Consider the following 20,790-nt stretch of genomic DNA (forward strand, 5'->3'; position numbering starts at 1 on the left):
AAACGCGTCAAATCAAGAATCTAGAGCCCCGTTTCGGTTCCATCGAAACGGAAAAGGCATCTGGAGGATGCCGCCGCACGATCAGTTGTTGTTCGGTGCTGGAAATTCGACCGGATTGTTTTGCTTGCCGGTGTTGAAGTCCCAGATCTTTCTGGCGACCCCGGGGAAGATCGCCGAAATCGGATTGACGCGAAGCGTCGGCTTGTCCGGGGTGCCGACGACCTCGTAGGTGACGCCGAACAGCCCCTCATTGCTGCCGCCAAAGAACAGCCCGAAAACCGGGATTTGGCCCAACATATTGTTCAGCCCGTAAATCGGCACAAAGGTGCCGCTCATGCGCACCTGGTTGCCGGGATAATCGATGCTGCCCTCGATGGTCCCGCCGATCGTCAGCCCCTTCAGCACGCCTTCCCGGATCGTAAGTTGTCCATTCTGCCGGGTGAACTCGGCGCGCAAGCGCGAGAAGGAGATGCCGTTTTGAACGCCGGTCGATCCCCCCGCCGCCAGCCGATCAAGCGCGCCCTCGCCCTTGACGGAGAAGTCCCTGACGTTGATCAAGCCCTCTTTGGCGCTGGGCTCGACCGTCGGAGGGTCCATCGCCAGTTCAAGCTGGCCGCCCACCACCTTGGAGTAGGTGTCGGTGAAGCGCAGGAAAGCGCCGGCGTCATTGGTTTCGAGATAGATCACGTCGCGTCCCTGGGCGCGGCCGCGCAAATCCGCGGTCAGCGGCGTATCCCGTCCAAGCTTGCCGCTGAACGCTAGGCTTCTGATCACGCCATTGCGCCGGGATAATTTGACGTCGACGCTGCGCAGTGCCTCGCCAAAATAGCCGGCAACCGCTCCGAGCTTGACGTCGAGATCGAAATCGACGTTCTTGGATTTGCTTTTGGCGTCGGCTTCCTTGCCCGAGATCGCCGATTTGAGAAAGCCGCGACCGTCGAACACATCGCCGCGCATGGTTACCTTGAGAACGCCATCGGGACCGCGATCGGCCCTCAACGAGGTCTTGTCGCCTTCGGAGGGCGAATAGGTCGGGAAATTCGCATTCATCAGGTCGCTGTTCTGATCGACTTCGAGTGATCCCTTGATCGATACGCCGCCGCCGTCGATGACAATGTTTTCGAGGCGGGTGGATTGCGGCGTCTGGATCACGTTGAATACGGCGCGGCTCGACTTGCCCGGCAATTTGACCCAGCCCGGCAGGATATTGTCGAGCTTCAACGCGGTCAGATCGGCGTCGATGCCCATACGGGCGTCGCCGCCGATCTTGCCGACCAGCTTGATCGGAATGGGGCCGCTGACCGCCGGTCCGAGATCGAACCCGAGGCGCGCGCGGCTCGCTTCGTCGAGCGTCGCCTGCAATTTGATATCGGCGTCGCCGTCAGCCGGCTTGCGGTAGTCAAGCGAGGCCGACTGCCCGTTGATCTTCACGTCGCCCTTGACCTGATAGCCCTGATTGTTGGCGACAACCTTCAGCGAATTGGCCTCCAACTTCTGATTCATCACCAGGCGATCGGCGGCAAATCCGCCGAGGTCGGCGGTAACCGCATAGGTCGTGTCCGCCTTCGTCAATTCGCGCTTGATCGGCAAACCGAGCGTGACCACGGCCGAAATCGTTCCCTTGCTCGCATTGGGGTCGACCAGGGTGCCGGAAAATTCACTGAGGCGATCCGATGCGAGAATCTCCGCCGCCGCCGGCACCGGGCCGTCGATGCGGAACTTGACCCGCGCCGGCGCGGGCTTCGGCGCCATATCCGGCACCTCGAACACGAAATCCGAGATGTTGAGCTTGCGACCCGCCGGCGTATCGGCGGTGCCCTGCCCGATCGTCACCGTCGCGGTGCGACCCGTCACATGGGCTTTCAGATCCGCGTCGCGCACTGATGGCAATTCGTCCACCGGATGCAACGTCACGCCATTGGCGACGATGTTGACCGCGAGGCCGTCGTCGGGAATCGGGGGACCTCGCCGCGACAGGTTTCGAACCGGCGAGTTGACGCCGACTTCGATGCGCTGCAGCGAGCCGCGTTCCACCCTGTCGATCACCCATTCGCGGACCTCTGGAACGACCAAAGTCGGCCACATCCGCTTCAGTGCGGACGCCGACATCGGCGTTCCGGCAAAACCCAGCGTCAGGCGCGGTTCCGCCGCATAGTCGACGCTGCCGGTTCCGGCGATGCCGATGTCGCCGTTGCTGATATCGGCCTGCGTCAGCAGCACGCGGCGCTTGTCGGTGTCGAAGCGCACGCCGATGGCGATGCGATTGAAAATCAGCGGCGGTTCGCTGTCGATCCCGGCCAGCACGATGGTGCCGCCGCTGAGGCCCAACTGCCAATCGGTGACATTGCCGTTGGGCGGCTCGAGGTGTGCGAGCAGCGTGATCCGATTCTGCCCGGACACGATCTTGAAGGGTGCCAGCAGCACGCGCCGGGCGGAATCCCATTCGAGGTTCGCTTCCGCCGAATCGATCGCCATCGGATAATCCGGCGTATCGCTGTCGATGATGTTTCCGGCACCCGCGGTGATCTTGCCGCGGAAATAGGTCGGCAGGCCGTCCCGACCCAATTCCCCCTTCAACTCGCCGCTCAGCGGCAAATCCGCGCTGTAGGTCAGATCCTTCAGCCGCAATGCCAGCAGGATGTTTGTGGTCGAAACCTTGTCGGCTCGAATATCGACCGATCGTACGCCATTCGCGGAAGGTCCGACCGCCACACGCAGCGACCAGGCGCGACCGCCCTCTTCGCCGACGCTCAGCGCTATCCCGCCGCCACTGGGCCGCCGCAGACTGAGGGTGATATTTTCGAAATTCCATTTGTTGCCGCGTTGCTGGTCGTCAACGATCAGGTTACCGTTCTTCAGACCGATTTCATTGAGGTTTTGTCCGTCAAGTCCGGTCAGGCTCAGGCTGTCGAGCCAGTCAAGGCCGGCAAGCAGGCCGTTTTGGGTATCGGGACCTGCCGGCGCGGCGGCGGATTGACCAGCGGGCGAAGACGGAGAAGAAGCTCCTGGCGGCGCCCCCTGGCGCGGAAACGTGGCCGGAATGCCTGCCTCTCTCTTTGAGGCGACGCCGGTGGCGATCGGCCGGGCGTTGTCGCCGGTGGAAACGGTCACGTAGCCATCCGGTGTGATTCGCACCGCCAGTTCGGCGTCGACCAGATTGAGGCTCTCGGCGCGAAGACGCCCCATCAATAGCGCGTAGCCGGAAAGCTTCACCTCGGCTTTCGGCGCGCTGGCCACGATCGCATGGTCGCGATCCCTGACAATGATATCGCGGATGCGCACGGCGATGCGAATTCTGCCGGCGCGCTCGATCTGCGTGCCACCCACCTCGACGGTATTGCCGTGACCTATGTTTTCCGCAATCGCCGCGGCCAGCCAGGGCGTGGCCATCTCGAGGTTGATCGGACCGGCGCCGAGCCGCCACCACAGTCCGCCGAAGCACCCCGCAAAGATCACCAGCAAAGCCGCGATGACGATAGCAAGACGCCTTACCCAGCGTTCACTGGCGAGCCAGTGGCGGACCGCTCCGAGGCGATCGCCGAGGCGATAAAGGCGGGAGTTCGACTTCGACAGCAGCCGGCGCGCGCGACGGCCCGCCGCCTCGTCGTGTTCCTGATCCCAATCGGCATCATCCCACTGCGAGAGCTCGACGTCAGCACGCGGATTTGACCCCTGGGGCGACGTATTCCTTACCATTGCCTCTCGGTGCTGGCGCTGATTGTAAGATTGATAGCCGCCGGGGCCTCGCCCCCTCGACACGCGACGAGGACTCCCGTGCCGGCTTTGCTACCAATCCTCACCTGGTACCCACGCACGTCGTCCGGCCCAACCGGCAGGTTCAACGAGCGCGTGGGTGGCGAGTCGAATTCCTTTTAAGCATACTCCGAAGCGATCAGGCTTGCCCAGCAATCGGCTTGATTCCGGCTCGCATCAATACCCCAATGATTGATCCGCGGAAAGCGACGAAAGGAAGGCGTATGTCCAAGAAGACGCATGAGAAATCTCCCAGAGCCTCCGTCGGGAAGGCAACCCGTGCTCGCGCGACGAAGGCAGCAAAAACGACGCCCTCGAAAACCAGCAGACCGGCCGCAAGCAAGTCAAGCAAGAACGCAAAAGCCAGGCAAACCGGGAACTTGGTCTCGAAAGTATCGCGTGATCGCTCGTCGAAGGCGTTGAAATTACCCCGCGCAGCAAAGCCGGTTCAGCCGATCACCGCTGGATCGAAGACCAAGGCGGCGAACCCTTCCCCGAAGAAGGCTGGGGCATCGGCGGCCTCCCGATCGGCCTTGGCGGACGGCACGCAGGCGCCCTCGTTTAGTCTGCCGCGGGACGGCGGCGGCAGCGTCTCGCTTGGCGATTACGCCGGGAGAAAACTGGTGCTGTTTTTCTATCCGCGCGCGGACACGCCGGGCTGCACCAAGGAGGCCGTCGACTTCACCCGGTTGTCGGCCACGTTTGCGGCGCACCAGATCGCCGTCCTCGGGATTTCAGCCGACCCGGTCAAGGCGCAAGAAGCCTTCCGAAACAAGCACCAGCTCTCCATTCCTCTGGTTTCAGACGAGAACCACGAGATGCTGCAGGCCTATGGTGCCTGGGGTGAAAAATCGATGTATGGCAGAACCTTCCAGGGAATTCTTCGTACAACAGTTCTGGTTGGGGCGGATGGCCGCATTCTCCGAGTCTGGCGCAGTGTGAAGGTTGATGGCCATGCCGATGAAGTGCTTGCCGCCGCGCAGGCAGTCTAATTCGAGCGGTTCCGTTGGCGAAAAATTAACCATGACAGGGTCAAATCACCCCCGCAAATTGGGCCGTAAGGAACTCACCTCCGACCGGCGCGGGAGTGCCGATGTCGTACCGATCCGGTCATCATACCGAGTATCACCACAACCATGATCATGGCAGGCAGTCTGCCCGCCACCCGGTCGGAAATGCCCCGGCCACGCCGCAGCCGGCGCAAAACGGCTACACGCTGGTCCATGCCGGCAAGCAGGTTCGGTTTGGTCCGGTTGCGTTCTGGATCGTGATCGGCAGCGTGACGGCGCTTGGCATGTGGTCGGCTGCGACCGCGACCTATTTCGCGTTCCGCGACGACGTCCTCACCCGGCTGATCGCGCGCCAGGCCGAGATGCAATACGCCTATGAAGACCGCATCGCGGAACTGCGCGCCAAGGTTGACCGCACCACCAGCCGCCAGTTGCTGGATCAGGAACAATTCGACCAGAAACTCGAACAGGTCATGCGGCGCCAGACCACACTGGAATCGCGCGCGACCGCGCTTGGCGCCATTCCGGATATGCAGGCCACCGGATCGATCAGGGCGCCGTCGCGCGGTGCCGCCGCGACCGACCCGGCCGCGGCAGGCATTCCGAAGCCATCCCCGATCAGCGACACCGCCGTCTTCGTGGCGCCTCCGGACCGCGAAGCGCGGCTGGAATCGCGCGCGCCGATCGTCATCAATCCGCCGCCGAACAAATTTGCGAAAATCCAGGGCGTCGACAATGTGATCGTTCGCCTGCAGACCTCGCTCGACCGTGTCGAGGGGCGCCAGCTCGCCGCACTGAGCTCGGTCGAAGACGGCATGGAATCCCGCGTCCGCCGAATGCGCGGCGTGTTCAGCGATCTCGGTCTGGACATCGCCCAGCTGGAAGCCGCGACCCCGCGCGCGGGCATGGGCGGTCCGTTTGTTGCCGTCAAGCTTGGCGCCGACGCCGGCCCGTTCGAGCGCCAGCTCTACCGGATCAACGTCACCCGTGCCCAGGTTGAACGCCTGAACCGGACGCTAGCTTTGGTGCCCTATCGAAAGCCGGTGATCGGCGAAGTCGAATTCACGTCCGGCTTCGGGGTCCGCAGCGATCCGTTCCTCGGCCGCCCGGCCATGCACACCGGTCTGGATTTCCGCGCCGCAACCGGCGACCCTGTGCGCGCCACCGCGAACGGAAAAGTGGTGTCGTCCGGATGGGCCGGCGGCTATGGCCGCATGGTGGAAATCGACCACGGCAACGGCCTGTCGACCCGCTACGGGCATCTCTCGGAGATCGGCGTCAAGGTCGGCGATTCCATCAAGATCGGACAGGTGATCGGCGCCGTCGGTTCGACCGGCCGATCGACCGGACCGCATCTGCACTACGAAACCCGGATCGACGGCGAAGCGGTCGATCCGCAAAAGTTCCTGCGCGCCGGCGTGCGGCTGAGTGCCGGCTGAAAATCGGCCCCGGCCGATCGACCGATCCGCGACCGAATCGCCCAGGCCGATAAAGCCAAAGCGGGTGATGCCTTAATCCACGTCCTCGACCGCGCCCGGCGATTCACCGAAGGCGCGCTGTGCCAGCGTCGCCGCCATGAATTCGTCGAGGTCCCCGTCGAGCACGCCGGAAGTATCCGACGTCTGCACGCCGGTACGGAGATCCTTCACCATCTGATAGGGCTGCAACACGTAGGAGCGGATCTGATGGCCCCAGCCGATATCGGTCTTGGCGGCCTGGTCGGCGGCGGCCTGCTGCTCGCGCTTTTTCAGCTCGATCTCATAAAGCCGTGCGCGCAGCATGTCCCAGGCCTGCGCCTTGTTCTTGTGTTGTGACCGGCCGGCCTGACAGACCACCGCAACACCGGTCGGAATGTGGGTCAGCCTTACTGCGGATTCGGTCTTGTTGACATGCTGACCGCCCGCCCCGCCCGAGCGCATGGTGTCGGTGCGGACATCGGATTCCTTGATGTCGATCTTGATGCTGTCGTCGACCACCGGGAAGATCGCGACGCTGGAAAACGAGGTGTGCCGGCGCGCATTGGAATCGAACGGCGAGATTCTCACCAGCCGGTGCACGCCCGCTTCGGTTTTCAGCCAGCCATAGGCGTTATGACCGCTGATCTGGATGGTAGCGGACTTGATGCCGGCCTCTTCGCCTTGCGTCTCTTCCAGATATTCGATCTTGAAGCCGTGCTTCTCGGCCCAGCGCGTGTACATCCGCAGCAGCATCGCGGCCCAGTCCTGGCTCTCGGTACCGCCGGCACCGGCGTGAACCTCGAGGTAGGAATCGAAGCGGTCGGCCTCGCCTCCCAGCAACGCTTCCAGTTCGCGGCGCGCAACTTCCTTCTTCAGCGCCTTCAGCGCGGCCTCGGCTTCGGCGACCACACCTTCATCGTTCTCGGCCTCGCCGAGTTCGATCATGCCGACATTGTCCTCGAGCTCGCGCTCGACCTTGCCGATGCCGGAAAGCGAATCCTCCAGCGAGGTTCGCTCCTGCATCAGCTTCTGCGCCTTCTGCGGATCGTTCCAGAGATTGGGATCTTCGGCGAGCTTGTTCAGCTCCGCCAGGCGCGCGGTGGATGCATCGACGTCAAAGATGCCTCCTCAGCAGCCCGACTGACTGCTTGATCTCTTCAACGAGGCGTTCGACTTCGGCGCGCATGGGCTCTCTGATCTGCGGCGCTGGGCCGCTGTGACAAATGCTGCGAGGGATGTAGCGGCGGACGCCGCAAAGCGCAATCGGGCTGGTTCGGTTTGGCTGCTTTCTTGATGAACCGCGAACCGGCGGCCGCTTCGCTCAAAAAGCGGGCTAGTAAAGTCCGCCGGTGCCGGAGCGCATGATGCTGCGGTCGGCGTCCGGCGACACCGTCAGCTGGCGGCCATCGGCATCGGCAACACCGATGACGGAGTAATTATCCGGCGGCGCGGTGCCCGGCTTGAAGGCCTCGAGAATAGTCCTGCCGCCGTCGTTCGGACCGGCGCGCATGCCGCTCTTGGCATCGACGCGGATCAGCTTGATTCCCGCCGGCACCTTGAACGGGATGGCGGGCTTGTCGGCGAGCGCGAGCTTGAGGAAATCGCGCGCGATCGGCGCGGCCAGATGGCCGCCGGTCGCGGCATTGCCCCTGCCGAGCGGCCGCGGCTTGTCGAAGCCGAGATAAATGCCAACCACGATGTCGGGCGAGAAACCGATAAACCAGGCGTCCTTCGCTTCATTGGTGGTGCCGGTCTTGCCGGCGATCGGCTTGCCGACTTCCTTCACCGCGATGGCGGTGCCGCCCTGTACCACGCCTTCCATCATCGAGGTGATCTGATAGGCCGTCATCGTATCCAGCACCTGCTCGCGGCGGTCGACAAGCTGCGGCTCGGGCTGGTTCTTCCAGCCGCCGGGCACGTCGCAGCCGCGACATTCTCTGGCATCGTGCTTGAAGATGGTGTGGCCGTAGCGGTCCTGGATGCGATCAATCAGCGTCGGCTTCACCCGCCGGCCGCCATTGGCGAACATCGAATAGGCCGTGACCATCCGCATGACCGTGGTTTCGCCGGCGCCGAGCGCATAGGAGAGATAGTTGGGCAACTCGTCATAGACGCCGAACCGCCTAGCATATTCTCCGATCAAGGGCATGCCAATGTCCTGCGCCAAGCGCACCGTCACCGTGTTCAACGACAGGCGCAGCGCGTTCCTCAGCGTGGTCGGCCCCTGATACTTGCCGTTCGAGAAATTCTCCGGGCGCCAGACGCCGCCGCCCTGCCCCTGGTCGATTTCAATCGGCGCGTCCACCACGACGGTCGAGGGCGTATAGCCATTGTCGAGCGCCGACGAATAGACGATCGGCTTGAACGACGAGCCCGGCTGTCGATAGGCCTGGGTCGCGCGGTTGAACTGACTCTGGTCGAACGAGAAGCCGCCGACCATGGCCAGCACGCGACCGGTCCAGGGATCCATGACGACCATCGCACCCGACACTTCCGGCAATTGGCGCAGCCGATACTGGCCTTCGACCGGATTGCCGTCCTTGAACAACGGATCCGCGTAGATGACGTCCCCCGGCGACAGCACCTGCGACACCGAAGTCGGCGTCCTGCCCTTCGCGGATCCGGTCGTGGGCTTGGCCCAGCGGACGCCGTCGAGCGTGATGATTCCGGTTTGCCGTTCCTTGGCTACGGCGCCGCCGAGCTCGCGGCCGGGCTGAAAACCGATTCGCGCCGATTGATCGCTGGTCTCCAGCACCACCGCCATTCGCCAGGGCGAGATGTCCGACAACGATTTGATGTCGACCAGTTTCATGCCCCAGTCGCCCGAAATATCGAGCTTGCTGGTCGCGCCGCGCCAGCCCTGCGCCTCGTCGTAATTGACGATGCCGGCGGCCATGGTCTTGCGCGCCATCACCTGGATCTTCGGATCCAGCGTGGCTCTGACCGACAGGCCGCCTTCGTAAAGCTTTTTCTCGCCGTATCGCTCGAAAATATCGCGGCGGACCTCCTCGGCAAAATACTCGCCGGCGAAAATATGAGCGCCATTGGTCCGGCTGGTCACGGTCAGCGGATCCTTGCGGGCCTTGTCCGCATCGGCCTGCTTGATCCAGCCATTCTCCACAAGACGGTCGACCACGTAGTTGCGTCGCTCGATCGCCCGGTCGCGGTTGCGCACCGGATGCAGCGCCGCCGGCGCCTTCGGCAGCGCGGCGAGGTAGGCGGCCTCCGCGACGGTGAGTTCATTCACCGACTTGTCGAAATAGACCAGCGACGCTGCGGCGACGCCGTAGGCGCCGAGGCCGAGATAGATTTCATTGAGATAAAGTTCGAGAATCTTGTCCTTCGAATAGGCGCGCTCGATCCGCATCGCCAGCAAGGCTTCCTTGATCTTGCGGGTGAACGAAACTTCGTTGGTCAGAAGGAAGTTCTTCGCCACCTGCTGGGTGATCGTGGAAGCACCCTGCGGACGCCGGTTGGAACCGAAGTTTTGCGCGTAGAGAACGGCGGCACGCGCCATGCCGGAGAAATCGATGCCGCCATGCTCGTAGAAATTCTTGTCCTCGGCCGCCAGGAACGCATTGATCACCAGCTTCGGAACGGCCTGGATCGGCAGATACAGCCGGCGTTCCTTGGAATATTCGCCGAGCAGCGCGCCATCGGCCGCATGAACCCGCGTCATGACCGGCGGCTCGTAATCCTGAAGCTGCGAATAGTCCGGCAAGTCCTTGGAGAAATGCCAGATCAGCCCTGCCATGGCGGCCACGCCCACCAGGAACACGACGGTTCCGGCGGCGAACAGGAATCCCAAGAACCGCACCAGCAAGCGCATTATCGAATGTCCGTTTCAGCCCTTGCGCCGCAACCGGCGGCGCTCTCCTCATGTAGCGAAGTCCAGTACGGAACAACCTGCCGTCCCGCACCAGGCGCATCATACGTTGGCCGCGAGGCAAATTTGATCGATTCCGGAGACCTCGCGGTCGTTTTTTTATAGTGCCGCCGCTGTGGCCAAACTAGGGCTTCCAGCATGCTGGTGGCGTTTTCAGTTCCCCGCCCCGGCCGTTGCCAGACGTTTGGCGAAGAACGTGTCGATGGCGTGCGCCACGGATCCAACGGTACGGGAACGCCAGTTCTCCGACACCAGGTGTTCGAGGTCATCCTTGTTCGAGACGTAGCCGAGCTCGATCAGCACCGACGGCACGTCGGGAGCCTTCAGCACTCTGAAGCCGGCGGACTTGAGGGGATGCTTATGCATCCTTGTCGTCGTCTTCATATCCCCCATCAGCAGGCGCGCAAACCGGTTGGAGAAGGTGCGGGTTTCACGCTGCGCCAGATCAATCAGAATATCGGCAACGTCGGTCGGCTCCTCGGTCAGATTGACGCCGCCGATCGCATCCGCCTTGTTCTCTGCCTCGGCCAGCCTTTCCGCCTCCACGTCGGAGGCGCGGTCGGATAGCGTGTAAATCGTGGCGCCCTGGGCGTCACCCTCGTGACGCGGCAAGGCGTCGGCATGGATCGAGACAAACAGCGCGGCCGATTGATTGCGCGCGATCCTGACACGGTCCGAAAGCGGAATGAAGGTGTCGTCGGTGCGGGTCATGACCACGCGGTATTTGCCGCTTTTCTCGATGCGATCGCGCAATGCCAGCCCAAATCCCAACACCAGGCTCTTTTCGTTTTCGCTGCCCGATTGCGTGCCATTGTCGGGGCCGCCATGGCCGGGATCGATGACGACCACGGGGCGCAGATCGGGCGCCGCCGCCGGCTTTGGCGGCGCCGCCTCCTCCACCTTTGCCGGCAGCGCAACGGTGGCGTCCCTGGCGTCGGCGATGGCCGGCCTCAGCTCGGGCCGGCCGTCGGCCGACAGCGACTGCACGAAGGTCGTGCGATCCACTTCTTCAAGCTCAAGGACCAGCCGAGGCGGTTGGCCGTTGGCCGCCTCAAGCACATAGGCGTTGGCGATCCTGGCCGGGCCGGTGAGATCAAATACGATCCGCGAGCCGCCCGGCATCACCAGGCCGTAGCGGAATGCCTTGATCAGCCCGCGCCCCGCGCTACCGACGTCGGCCGGAAGCTGGAAGCTGAGCTGGGGGAGATCGACGACCACGCGATAGGGATCGGCAAGCGGAAAGGCGCGAAACGAGATGGTCTGGTCGAGGTCAAGTATGAAGCGGGTCTGCTTGCCGTCACCGGCCAGGCGGGCATCCGAGGCGACCGGAAAACGCGACGCGCCCATCGGTTTCGAGGGCTGGCCGTCGCTCACACCACCGACGGCGCCCTGGGAACACAGCAATGCTGCGGCGCACAACAGCCCACAGCTCAGCAAAACCCTATGATTTGCGCGGCTCGCCAACGAATCTATGCCTCCGAGCAGCCCTCTTACCGCAATAGAACCACAGGGTTAATCGCGGCTTAAGGCTCTTGCGGCGAATAAGACCGAGTGTTGCCGAGCGGCGACGCTTCACTTGCACCCGGCGGCCAATCCACGTATGTAAAGAGGGCTGACGGCTAAAACTCCCGGTTGTGTCGCGTTCAGCCTCCCGGTGCAGCGCCGGAACCTCCGAAATGTTGGAGATTCCAGCGTCCTTCCGATCCCTCCACAGCCAGCGCAGCGCGCGGTTGACTAGGAGCGGCGGTTTCGAGCCCGAGCGGCGTCCGGTCCCAGGTTACCATCTTGTTCCAGGGACGGCTTTAGATACGGCATAATCGATTATCGGGCCGCAGGGCTCCGATAAGATGGCCCCGGCGGGCGCCTTGGCGCCGCGCCGGTGCTTTCAGCGAAAGACAAGGCGGCGCCTTTTGCCGCCAACCTGTTCAGACGGGCCGACGCTTGATGCGCCAGACTGTGTTGCCGACCAAGATCCATGGGAGAACCGCGCCGACGCGGAGCGAAAGCTCTGCGCGTCGTTTTGCATCCATGGGATCCCGTTCGGTGCGGCGCCCCGGGTTGCGTTTTGGCCTTCCCCTCACCCCCGAATCAGGTGGACCGTCGCGTCACCCGGCCGCGCGATACGCGCGCACCGTGATACGCGCCCGCCGCCGTCAAGAGTTCCAAAATGCCCAACAAAATGCTTATCGATGCCACCCACCCGGAAGAGACCCGGGTCGTTGTGGTCCGCGGCAATCGCGTCGAAGAGTTTGATTTCGAGACCGCTCAACGCAAGCAACTTCGCGGTAACATCTATCTCGCCAAGGTCACGCGCGTAGAGCCGTCCCTACAGGCGGCCTTCATCGAGTACGGCGGCAACCGTCACGGTTTTCTGGCCTTCAGCGAAATTCATCCGGACTATTACCAAATTCCGGTCGCCGATCGCCAGGCACTGATCGAAGCCGACGAACGCGCCCATCGCGAGGCCGAGGAAGAAACCGAAAACCGCTCGAACCGGCGCCGTCCGCGTCACCGCAATTCGCGCCGCCGCGGCAATGGCGAGCGCGTCCAGAGCGAGGTCGTCGAGCACGCAAGCGCCGATCCGTCACAGGCTTCCCAGCCCCATGACAACCACGGGCACGCCGACGACGATCACACCCACCCGCATGACGCCGAACTTCACCACACCGACGCCGGACATCATGATGATGCCGAGCATCATGAGCATTCGCACGATCATGAACATGCGCATGACGAGCACGGCCATTTTGATGCGGACGAGACGCCGGCAGCGGTGACCGAGCCCGGTACGGCCGCTGTCGAGATGTCAGCGGATGCGCCGGACGTCTCCGGCCACATGGGAGCTCACGAAGAGCACCATGACGAGGCCAGCCACGAGGAACATGCGCGCGAAAACGCCGCCCATGCGGACGACGCGGCGCAGGCCGAAGACCGTAACGGGGAGCGCGCCGCCGGCGAGCCCGCCGCATCCGAACACGTCACCGCCCGGGATGGCGACGAAAACCACGACGATGAAGACGACGGCGACGAGGCCGAGGAAGAAGTCGTGGAATCCGTCGGCGGCGACGACGTGCTGGAAGAGGTACCGGAGCGCGCCTTCCGCCCGCGCCGCCAGTACAAGATTCAGGAAGTCATCAAGCGCCGCCAGGTGATGCTGGTGCAGGTCGTCAAGGAAGAACGCGGCAACAAGGGCGCTGCGCTGACCACCTATCTGTCGCTCGCCGGGCGCTACGCGGTACTGATGCCCAATACCGCCCGCGGCGGCGGCATCAGCCGCAAGATCACGAGCGCGCAGGATCGCTCACGGCTGAAGGACGTTGTGCAGGATCTCGACGTACCCGAGGGCATGGGTATCATTCTGCGCACCGCGGGGGCTTCCCGCACCAAGCCCGAGATCAAGCGCGACTTCGAGTATCTGATCCGCATGTGGGAAACCGTGCGCGACATGACCCTGAAGTCGCAGGCGCCGACGCTGGTCTACGAGGAGGGCTCGCTGATCAAGCGATCGCTGCGCGACCTCTACAACAAGGAAATCGACGAGATTCAGGTCGCCGGTGAAGCCGGCTATCAGGAAGCCCGCGATTTCATGAAGATGCTGATGCCCTCGAACGTGCGCGCGGTGAAACAATACCGCGACGGCCAGCCGCTGTTCTCGCGCATGGGCGTCGAAAGCCAGCTCGATGCGATGTTCTCGCCGACCGTGCAGTTGCGCTCCGGCGGCTACATCGTGATCAACCAGACCGAGGCGCTGGTCTCGATCGACGTCAACTCGGGCCGCTCGACCCGCGAACATCACATCGAGGATACCGCGCTCAAGACCAATCTCGAAGCCTCCGAGGAAGTCGCGCGGCAGCTTCGGCTGCGCGACCTCGCCGGCCTGATCGTCATCGACTTCATCGACATGGACGAGAAGCGCAACAACCGTGCGGTGGAGCGCAAGCTTAGCGATTGCCTCCGGCAGGACCGCGCCCGAATCCAGGTCGGACGCATCTCGCATTTCGGACTGCTGGAGATGTCGCGCCAGCGCATCCGCGCCAGCGTGCTGGAGAGCTCGACCGAGCCCTGCCCGCAATGCGGCGGCAGCGGCCATGTCCGTTCGGTTTCCTCGGTGGCGTTGCAGCTGCTGCGCGGGCTCGAGGAAATATTGATGAAGGGCGCGACCCACAATCTCGTGGTGCGGACCCGGACCGATGTCGCGCTTTACGTTCTTAATCACAAGCGCGGCCATCTGCGCGATCTCGAAAACAGCTTCAAGGTAACCCTTGCGGTGATCGCCGACCCGACGGTGAGCGGCCAGCAGTCGTTTGTCATCGATCGCGGCGAACAGGTGCACACGCTAGAGGCCGCCAAGGCGCTGCTGGCGGCGCAAGTGGCAGCGTTCCCCGTGCAGGTGGAGGAACCGTTCGACGAGGACGAGCCGTTCGACATCGAAGTCGAATCGGAAGTGGAAACCGAAGAGACCGAAGGGCTCGCCGAGGATAGCGCCGGCGGCGAAGAGGCCGGCACCGAAGCCGGAGCCGACGGCCCGCGGCGCAAGCGGCGGCGGCGGCGGCGTGGTCGCGGCGCCGAGCCGCGCGAGGGAGGCCCCGCGCGTGACGAGAACGACATGGCCCACACGGCGCCCGGCCCGGCCGAGGTTGCGGCCACGGACGAGAATGATTCCGACGAGGACGAATCCGAGGAGCAGCCCGGCCCGGTTCGCGCCGATCAGGCGGCAGCTGGCGAGCGACGGCCCCGCCGTCGCGGGCGTCGTGGCGGACGCCGTCGGCGCGGCGGACCTGAGGACGGCCTGGCCGGATCGATCGTGGACGAGCTCGGGCCGACATCGCCGCCGGAAGTGACGAGCGCTGTTGCCGATTTCGACGGGTATTCCGCTGAGCCATCGCTGTCGGTGCTCCAACCCGAATCCATTGCGCCACGGCCCGAACAGCAACCCGCGGATCGGAATCATCAGGAACCCGCGCGGGAGGAACCCGCGCGGCCAGCCATCGAAGCCGAGACCGCTCAGGAGGCCGAAAGAGCCGCCGCGCGGCGCCGCTCGACGGTGCGCGAGAAAGTGAGCTTCCTGGTCAATGCCCAGCCTGACGCGGTCGCGCCGGTCAACCACAGCCCGCCCGAGCCATCTGCGCCGCCCGCCCCGGCCGAGTCCGGTTCGGAGGCAACAGATTCCCAGCCTCGTCGCGCGGGATGGTGGTCGCGGCGCTTCGGCAACGGCGAATAAGCGATCTGATTTTGTGAAACGAAAAACCGCCCGGCAAAACCGGGCGGTTTTTGTTAGAGCGTTTTCCAGCGAAGTGGGCCCCGGTTCGCGTAAAGAAAACGCGTCAAAACAAAAAGCCTGTTCAGAGCCACGCCGCTGGAAAACGCCCTACCCCGTGGTGATCGCGGTCTCCACGTCGGTTGGATCGATCTGCTTGTTGAGATTGGCGTGCAGCTTGTCGCGATCGAGTTCGCCCTCCCACCACGACACCACCACGCAGGCAACGCCGTTGCCGCATAGGTTCGTCAGCGCGCGGCATTCGCTCATGAACTTGTCGATGCCGAGAACGATCGCCATGCCCGGGACCAGGCGCGGATCGACCACGGCCAGTGTCGCCGCCAGCGTGATGAAGCCCGCGCCGGTAATGCCGGACGCCCCCTTCGAGGTCAGCATCGCGACCAGCAGGATGGTGATTTGCTGTCCGAGGCTGAGGTCGAAATTGAGCGCCTGCGCGATGAACAGGGTTGCCAGCGTCATGTAGATGTTGGTGCCGTCGAGGTTGAACGAATATCCGGTCGGCACCACGAGTCCCACCACCGACTTGGAACAGCCGAGCCGTTCGAGTTTTTCCATCAGGGAGGGAAGCGCGCTTTCCGACGACGACGTGCCGAGCACGATCAGCAATTCGTCCTTGATATAGGCCAGGAATTTGAAGATCGAGAACCCGACAATTCGCGCGACGATGCCGAGGATCACCAGCACGAACAACGCTGCCGTGAGATAGAACGTCGCGATCAGGCCGATGAGATTGAGAATGGCGCCGGTGCCGAACTTGCCGATGGTGTAGGCCATCGCGCCAAACGCCCCGATCGGCGCGGCCCTCATGACAATGGCGATGACGCCGAAAACCCCGTGCGCCGCGTCGTCGATGAAGGAGCGCAAGGTGTGACCGCGCTCGCCAAGGCCCATCACCGAAAACCCGAACAGGATCGAGAACAGCAGGACCTGCAAGATCTCGCCATTTGCGAAGGCGCCGACCACCGTGTCGGGAATGATGTGCAGGAAGAAATCGACGCTCTTCTGGGCTTTGGCCTGGTCGGCGAAAGTTTGTACTTTCTGGGCATCGGCCATGGCGCCGCCAAAGCCGGCGCCTGGGCGAACCAGATTTCCGACGGCGAGCCCGATCACCAGCGCGAAGGTCGAAACGATCTCGAAATAGAGCAGCGCCTTGACGCCGATGCGCCCGACCTTCCGGGCATCCTGGATATGCGCAATGCCCGATACCACCGTGCAGAAGATGATCGGCGCGATCACCATCTTGATCAGCTTGATGAAGCCATCGCCGAGCGCCTTGATCCAGTCGTTGGTCGCAACACCCGGCCAAAGCCAGCCGACCAAGGCGCCAAGCATGATCGCAATCAGCACCTGAATATAGAGGACCTTGTACCACGGTTTCGCGGCGCGGGCCGGCGCCGCTATTGCGATCGTTGACGCCATCAATTTCACTCCCCCAACGAGCCTGGCTCTTTGCGTTTGGCGATCCGTGCGTCGCTTGTTGCGCGGACCGCCATGCTGCCGGACCAGCCAAAGGCAATTGGGTCCGCAGAGTCAATGGCACCGATCCATTTTCCGAGGTCAAGATCAAGCGCTGCGATTCGAGCTCGCGATAACCCGTTTCACCCAAGCCATCGCGTGATGCGCGCAACGGCCTCGCGCATCTCATCGGCCGAACGGGCGTAGGAGAACCGGATGAAGCGGCGGCCGTGAACCGGATCGAAGTCGACGCCGGGGGTTGCGGCGACCCGCGCGTGTTCCAGCATCTCGCCGGCGAATTTGAAACTGTCGCCGGTAAAATCCGAGACGTCGGCATAGAGATAAAACGCGCCGTCGGCGGGCAGAAACTTGTTGAGGCCGGCCCGCGGCAAACCCTCGATCAAAATTCGGCGGTTCTCCAGATAGCCGCGTTTCACCTCTTCCATCTCCTGGCGGCCTTCGAATGCGGCCTCGGCGGCGATCTGCGACAGCGTCGGCACCGAGATCGCGAGATTTTGCTGGAGCCGCTCGATCGGGCGAACCAGCGGTTCCGGCGCCACCATCCAGCCGACCCGCCAGCCGGTCATGCAGAAATATTTCGAGAACGAATTGATGACGAGCGCATGTGGAGAAAGCTCAGCCGCCGTTACCGCCGAAAACGCGTAGTCGAGCCCATGATAGATTTCGTCCGAAATGAACCGGATCCCGGCGCTTTCCGCCGCCATGATCAGGTTCGTAAGCGCCTCGCGAGACATCATCGTGCCGGTGGGATTGGCGGGGCTCCCGACCAGCACGCCCTTCAGCGGCGTCCGGCGATGGGCGGCCAGCAGCGCTTCTCCGGTCAGCGCATGCCGGGTTTCGTCCGATGTCTCGATCAGCACCGGTTCGCAGCCCAGTGCCGTGAGAATATGCCGGTAAGGCGGATAGCCGGGCACCGTGACCGCAACCCGGTCGCCGGGCTCGAACATGGCCAGAAAGCCCAGGATGAACGCACCAGACGAGCCCGTGGTGACCACGATTCGCTCGGCCTCCACCGCAAAACCGTAACTTTCACGGTAATGCCGGGAGATGCGTTCACGCAGCGAGGGAATGCCCAGCGCCGAGGTGTAGTCGATCCGCGCCCCTTCCAGCGCGGCGTGCGCGGCCAAAATCGCCGTTTTTGGCGCCGGGGCCGCCGGTTGCCCCACTTCCATGTGAATAACGTGACCGCCGGCCGCCTCGATGCGCGCCGCCGCCGCCATCACATCCATCACCATGAATGGCGGGACGTCGCTTCGCCCGGATGCCGTCAACAGGCCTTTCGCCCGCTCGCTTAGTGTCGCATCAAGCATCGATCTCTGCTATTTTGCCGGGTGCCCCAGACTAGCCTTATTCGGCGGTTTGGTAGGGCATATCCGGTATCAGACCCGCCGCCAATCATTTAAAGACTGCCCGATGCTGCTCCGCCTAGCGCTACTCAGGAAAACAAGGAAGCTCACCGCCGTCGCCACCGCGGTCGCGCTCATCCTTGCGCCGATTCCAGCGCTCGCGCAGGAGGAGAAGGGCCTCGCGATCCTCCGCGACACCGAGAGCGAGCAACTCCTGCGCGACTATACACGGCCGATCCTGCGGGTCGCCGGCCTGGAGAAGCAGAACATCCAGGTGACGATCATCAATCAGGCGGTATTTAACGCCTTCGTCGCGGACGGCCGCCGCATTTTCGTGAACCATGGCGCGTTGCTGCAGTCGGAAACCCCGAACCAGATCATCGGGGTGCTGGCGCACGAAACGGGCCATCTGGCCGGCGGTCATCTCGCCCGGTTGCGCGAGCAACTGGCACAGGCGCAGACCCAGATGATCATCGCCATGCTGCTGGGCGTCGGCGCCATCGCGGCCGGCGCAAAAAGCAACACCTACGGCGGTGGCGGCCTGAGCAACGCCGGCGCCGCCGCGCTCGCCGGGCCGCAGAGCATGATCATGCGCTCGCTGCTATCCTATCAACGCCAGCAGGAGGAAAGCGCCGACCGCGCCGGGGTCAAGTTTTTGACCGCGACCGGCCAATCCGCCAAGGGCATGTACGAGACCTTCAAGCGGTTCACCAACGACAGCCTGTTCTCCGCCCACGGGGCGGACCCCTATTACCAGTCGCACCCGATGCCTGCCGACCGCGTCGCCGCGCTCGAGGAACTCGCCCGCACAAGCCCGTATTGGGACAAGAAGGACGAACCGGGCCTGCAGCTGCGCCACGACATGATGCGCGCCAAGATCTCGGCCTTCATGGAGCGACAGGACACCGTCTATCGGCGCTATCCACTGTCCGACAACAGCCTGCCGGCGCGCTACGCGCACGCGATCTCGACCTATCTGCACGGCGATTTGCACAACGCGCTCGCCCAGATCGACGGGCTGATCCAGGTGCAGCCCAACAACCCCTATTTCTATGAATTGCGTGGGCAGGCGCTGATGGAGGGTGGCAAGCCCGCCGAGGCGATTGCGCCCTTGCGCAAGGCGGTTCAGCTCTCGAATAACGCCCCGCTCATCGAGATGTTACTGGGGCAAGCGCTCGTGGCGTCCGATAATAAGGCCTATACCGACGAAGCGATCGCGATACTGCGTGCCGCGGTGGCGCGGGAGACCGAGGCGCCGATCGGTTATATGCAGCTCGCCATGGCCTATGGCCGAAAGGGAGATTTGGCCGAGGCCGACCTGGCATCGGCGCAGGCGGCGTTTCTACGCGGCGACAACAAGACCGCGCGCGATCTCGCCTCGCGCGCCAAGACGCGCTTCGCCGTCGGTACACCCGGATGGGTCAAGGCCGACGATATCGTGACCGCAAAACCGCTGCCCGGCCAAAAGAATGGCTCGAAATTTGGCGTTACCACCCCGAACGATCCGGAAGCCAACACGGATGAACCAAAGGCGTTTTTCAGAACCGGTCCTGCCAGAAACTCGCCCTAGGAAACGCACTCACAAAGGATTTCCCGATGCCTACGTTCCGCCTGCTCCTTCCCGCATTGTTCGCGCTCGCATTCTGCGCCACGCCGCCGGCCGCGTCGGCACAGAGTTTCTCCGACGGTCAGCGCGGGGAGATCGAGACCATCATCAGGAGCTATCTTGTTGCCCATCCCGAAGTGCTGGAAGAGGCCATGGCCGAATTGAACAAGCGCCAGGCCGCCGCGGAAGCCGAGAAGCATGAAGCCAGTGTCGCTCAGAACGCGGACGCGATTTTCAATTCGCCGCGCGGCGTCGTGCTCGGCAACAAGGACGGCGACGTCACCTTCGTGGAATTCTTCGACTACAATTGCGGTTACTGCAAACGCGCCATGACCGACATGCTCGATCTCATGAAAGCCGACCCCAAGCTGAAAGTCGTGCTGAAGGAATTCCCGGTGTTGAGCGAGGGGTCGGTCGAAGCCGCGAAGGTCGCGGTCGCTGTGCGCATGCAGGACCCGAGCGGCAAGAAATATCTCGATTTTCACCAGCGGCTGCTCGGCGGCCGTGGTCCGGCCGACAAGGCGCGCGCGATCGCGGCCGCCAAGGAAGCCGGCCTCGATACCGCCAGGATAGAGAAGGATCTGGCGAGCCCGGAAGTGCGCGCCACGATCGAGGAAAACTTCAAGCTCGCGGAATCGATGGGCATGAACGGCACGCCGAGCTACGTGATCGGAAAGCAGGTGGTGATCGGCGCGGTCGGCCTTGACAATCTCAAGGAGAAAATCGGCCTCGCCCGCTGCGGCAAGGCGACGTGCTAACCCGCGGGAAGCCCGGCGTTTCCAACCGCCGAGCATTGCATTTCGAATCGAGGCCGGCGCATCTCGCCGGCCTTTTTTGTTGGCGAAATCTTTGCGGCAACGCGATTCATCTCATCGCGCATTCATAAAAGAAAATTGAAGAAACCGCGAACCGTCGGGGAACATCGCACATCCGCTTTCGTTGTCGACGCGGGCATAGAAACACGTGAGGAGATATTCG

General features: G+C 63.3%; 11 protein-coding genes. 5 read left to right on the forward strand and 6 right to left on the reverse strand.

The genetic code is table 11. The features are described 5' to 3' along the window. Positions 1-81: 81 nt before the first annotated feature. Complete coding sequence (locus E8A46_RS14465; protein WP_291561736.1) at positions 82-3,696, reverse strand: DUF3971 domain-containing protein; 3,615 nt, start codon at positions 3,694-3,696, stop codon at positions 82-84. 281 nt (positions 3,697-3,977) lie between these two features. Here E8A46_RS14465 and E8A46_RS14470 point away from each other — a divergent pair, with 281 nt between their 5' ends. Then, a complete protein-coding gene (locus tag E8A46_RS14470) occupies positions 3,978-4,745 on the forward strand; it encodes a peroxiredoxin (RefSeq protein ID WP_291561738.1) in 768 nt (255 codons plus the stop codon). Positions 4,746-4,846: 101 nt separating this feature from the next. Further along, entirely contained in the window at positions 4,847-6,202 is a 1,356-nt protein-coding gene (locus E8A46_RS14475) for a M23 family metallopeptidase (protein ID WP_291561740.1), read from the forward strand. Positions 6,203-6,274: 72 nt separating this feature from the next. On the opposite strand, the gene prfB is transcribed toward E8A46_RS14475, so the two are convergent. The 3 genes from prfB to E8A46_RS14490 form a co-directional block, all read right to left on the reverse strand. Further along, positions 6,275-7,406, reverse strand: a protein-coding gene (gene prfB / locus E8A46_RS14480; RefSeq protein ID WP_291561741.1) for a peptide chain release factor 2 whose coding sequence is annotated in 2 segments (ribosomal slippage) — positions 6,275-7,336 and positions 7,338-7,406 — 1,131 coding nt in all. Because the reading frame shifts where the segments join, the coding sequence is not laid out codon by codon here. Positions 7,407-7,553: 147 nt separating this feature from the next. Next, a complete protein-coding gene (locus tag E8A46_RS14485; protein WP_291561743.1) occupies positions 7,554-10,049 on the reverse strand; it encodes a penicillin-binding protein 1A in 2,496 nt (831 codons plus the stop codon). Positions 10,050-10,259: 210 nt separating this feature from the next. Continuing rightward, complete coding sequence (locus tag E8A46_RS14490) at positions 10,260-11,570, reverse strand: N-acetylmuramoyl-L-alanine amidase (RefSeq protein ID WP_291561745.1); 1,311 nt, start codon at positions 11,568-11,570, stop codon at positions 10,260-10,262. Between the two features lie 703 nt (positions 11,571-12,273). Between E8A46_RS14490 and E8A46_RS14495 the strand changes: the two genes are divergently transcribed. Continuing rightward, the gene (locus E8A46_RS14495; protein ID WP_291561747.1) at positions 12,274-15,327 is read left to right on the forward strand and encodes a ribonuclease E/G; all 3,054 of its coding nucleotides are present in this window, start codon (positions 12,274-12,276) and stop codon (positions 15,325-15,327) included. A gap of 147 nt (positions 15,328-15,474) precedes the next feature. On the opposite strand, the gene E8A46_RS14500 is transcribed toward E8A46_RS14495, so the two are convergent. Continuing rightward, the gene (locus E8A46_RS14500; RefSeq protein ID WP_291561748.1) at positions 15,475-16,803 is read right to left on the reverse strand and encodes a dicarboxylate/amino acid:cation symporter; all 1,329 of its coding nucleotides are present in this window, start codon (positions 16,801-16,803) and stop codon (positions 15,475-15,477) included. Positions 16,804-16,982: 179 nt separating this feature from the next. Beyond that, complete coding sequence (locus E8A46_RS14505; protein ID WP_291561750.1) at positions 16,983-18,170, reverse strand: aminotransferase class I/II-fold pyridoxal phosphate-dependent enzyme; 1,188 nt, start codon at positions 18,168-18,170, stop codon at positions 16,983-16,985. A gap of 103 nt (positions 18,171-18,273) precedes the next feature. On the opposite strand from E8A46_RS14505, the gene E8A46_RS14510 reads away from it, so the two are divergent. Next, positions 18,274-19,776, forward strand: coding sequence for a M48 family metalloprotease (locus E8A46_RS14510; RefSeq protein WP_291561752.1), 1,503 nt, complete (start codon positions 18,274-18,276; stop codon positions 19,774-19,776). A gap of 26 nt (positions 19,777-19,802) precedes the next feature. Next, on the forward strand, positions 19,803-20,570 hold the full coding sequence (locus E8A46_RS14515) for a DsbA family protein (RefSeq protein WP_291561756.1): 768 nt from the start codon (positions 19,803-19,805) through the stop codon (positions 20,568-20,570). Positions 20,571-20,790: the final 220 nt, after the last annotated feature.

It is taken from the genome of Bradyrhizobium sp. (assembly GCF_004799445.1).
In the GTDB taxonomy this organism is placed as follows: domain Bacteria; phylum Pseudomonadota; class Alphaproteobacteria; order Rhizobiales; family Xanthobacteraceae; genus Bradyrhizobium.